4 protein-coding genes are annotated in these 2,411 nt (G+C 68.6%); all 4 read left to right on the top strand.

The window, feature by feature from the left end:
- Nucleotides 1-1,086 (top strand): hypothetical protein (locus tag VKH46_11670; GenBank protein HKB71495.1); only part of this gene is annotated, 1,086 nt, incomplete at its 5' end.
- A 237-nt stretch (nucleotides 1,087-1,323) separates the two neighbouring features.
- Nucleotides 1,324-1,863: a hypothetical protein gene (locus VKH46_11675; GenBank protein HKB71496.1), complete on the top strand. Its 540-nt coding sequence runs from the start codon at nucleotides 1,324-1,326 to the stop codon at nucleotides 1,861-1,863.
- A 185-nt stretch (nucleotides 1,864-2,048) separates the two neighbouring features.
- On the top strand, nucleotides 2,049-2,204 hold the full coding sequence (locus VKH46_11680) for a hypothetical protein (protein HKB71497.1): 156 nt from the start codon (nucleotides 2,049-2,051) through the stop codon (nucleotides 2,202-2,204).
- Nucleotides 2,205-2,260: 56 nt separating this feature from the next.
- A complete protein-coding gene (locus tag VKH46_11685; GenBank protein HKB71498.1) occupies nucleotides 2,261-2,398 on the top strand; it encodes a hypothetical protein in 138 nt (45 codons plus the stop codon).
- The last annotated feature ends 13 nt before the right edge of the window (nucleotides 2,399-2,411 follow it).

Genomic DNA, 2,411 nt, shown 5'->3' on the forward strand with positions numbered 1-2,411 from the left:
GACGCCCTCTGGCACTGGCAGGCGCTGCAGGCGATGGGAGGCGCCTCCCTGGGCGAGCCCTTCTTCAAATTGTTCGGTCCCGCGGGACAGAAGCTCGAGGCCCGGCGCGCGCGGGCCTGGGACGAGGTTCCGCCGGGCGTCGAGCGGATGGGAGCGCGGGCGGGGCTCACTCCGGCGCGGCGCACCGGCGGCGATGTGCCGCGGGGGGACGCGGGATGCACCGCCGGGCGCGGGCCGCTGTGGGCCCGACTGCAGGCCGTGATCGACGCTCGGGGGAATCTCACGCAGCCGGCGATCTCCGGTCCGTCCGTGTGTTTCAGCTTCGAGGTGCTGAAGGCAGCCCGGCGCTGGACGTTCGAACCGGCCCGGCGAGAGGGCGTCCCGGTCGCGGCGATGTATTTCGAGGCGATCAATCCGCCCGCGCGGCGGCCGCTCCGCGAGCTCGCGGCGAACGGCGCCGGCGTTCCGGAGGTCGTGGCGCATCTCGAGGCGGGGGAGTTTCCGGCGGCGGAACGGCTGGCCGAGCGGCAGTGGAACGCCGCCCTCGACGCCGGCTCGCCGTCACGGCCTCTCTCCGTGACGCTGATGGCGCTGCGCGCCGTCGCCCTCGCGGCGCACGACGATTCCGACGATCGGCGCCGGGCGACCTGCCTCTGGGAGGCCGCGCAGGGGGAGGAGCCGGCCTTCTACCACCTCGACCTGGCGCCTTTCGGCAAGGCGGGAGAGCGCCTCGATCCGCACCGCTACGGCGAGGTCCGCTCGAGACCCATGGAGGAGGATTCGCCCGGCTCCCGGATCGAGCGGCCGCGGGTCCTGCGCGAAACGCGGCGGGTTCCGCGCGAGCGCTTCGCGGCCGGCGCCTACAGCGCGAACCGCGTGTTCATCGAAGCGATCGTCGACGCACAGGGGGCGGTTCGCGAGCCGCTCCTGTTCGGCCGCCGGAAAGGCATGCGGGGGCTGGATCTCGAGGCGCTCGACGCCGTCTGTTCCTGGCGCTTCGAGCCGGCGAAAACCGCCGGAAGGCCGATCGACCTCCTCTACGTGCTCTCGCTGAGCGTGGGCGCCGGCGCGCAGCCGACACGGTGAGCTCTCACCCCTCGCTTCGACGGCCCGGAAACCCGAAAGCCTGATGATGATGCATTGATCCGGGACCGATGCCCGATGGGCATTTCCTCCATCCTCCCGTTGCGCCCCCGCGTCGGGTTCGAACCCCAAAATGAAGAAACGGATTAAACGCGGCGGAACGACGGGAGTCGCCCGTACAGTGCGCGAGGATTTCAGCTGAATCCAACTATTGAGCAACAGGAAATGGAGAAAAAGGCAATGAAGAAACTGGGACTGTCACTGTTGGGCCTCGGATTGATCGTGTTCTCCGGAGCCGGCACGGCGCACGCGCTCACGACCACGGGTTTCGACCTCGCGCCGCGCAACGCCGCCTGTCTGCCGAACGCGGCGGGGCACGTCACCGTCTTTCACAAGGAAGACGCTCTCGGCGTGGACACGCTGCGCCTGACCGCCACCGGCTTGCCCGCCGACACGGAATTCACCGTGTTTCTCACCTCGGCGGACGCGTTTTCCACGCCTCCCTTCGGCACGACGGAATACATCGGCGATTTCACGACGAACGCGGCGGGCATCGGATCGCTCCAGGTCGATGCGCTGATCCATGAGGCCTTTGTCACGACCGTCGCCGGAACGCCTCCGACCCGCGGCCGTGCCGACCTCGACCACCTCGTGATCTGGTTTGCCGACCCTTCGTCGCTCCCGGGATGCGCCGGGACCACCTCGTTCGACGGCGACGGGGTCGCGGGGCCGGCGGCGCTCTCCTCCCAGGGATCGACCGGCCTCGAAGAGCTCCCGTAAATCTTTCCGGGCCTCCGTTGGCCCTCGTGTGAAGGCGCCCGCCGGCGGCCGCCGCTTCCGGGAGGCGGCTGCCGGAAGGCGCCGGATCATCGGCGCGAACGGCCGAAAGAGGATCCCGGCAAGGGAGAATGTCCGGCGGGTATCATCGGCGACGAAGAGCTCGGCAACATCTTGAGCGAACCCGCGTGAAGGCGATCGTCGACCGACGCTACGGTTCTCCCGACGTTCTCCGGTTCGAAGACGTCGATAAGCCCATACCGCGCAATGACGAGGCGAAGGTGAACGACGATGACCTGACGGCCATCCGCGGGTTGATCGAGGAGAGAAGGGTGAGCCCGTGATCGACACGCGTTATCGACTGAGCCGGGTCCCGCATTGATGCAGAATTGAGACGCCCGTGATCATCGCCCTTGCATCCCCCCGCTTCGCCGCCTCCGTCGCCGAAGGCCTGGAGAAGGTCGAGCGGCTCATCTCGGAGGCGGCGGCGCAGGGCGCGGAGATCGTCTGCTTTCTGCTCTGCTCCCCGATTTCCTAGACACATAGGTTAC

This window comes from Thermoanaerobaculia bacterium, assembly GCA_035260525.1.
Classification (GTDB): Bacteria; Acidobacteriota; Thermoanaerobaculia; order UBA5066; family DATFVB01; genus DATFVB01.

Bases quoted from the DNA above. Each gene is read 5' to 3' on its own strand.
- VKH46_11675 (HKB71496.1), top strand. From the start codon at position 1,324: ATGAAGAAACTGGGACTGTCACTGTTGGGCCTCGGATTGATCGTGTTC.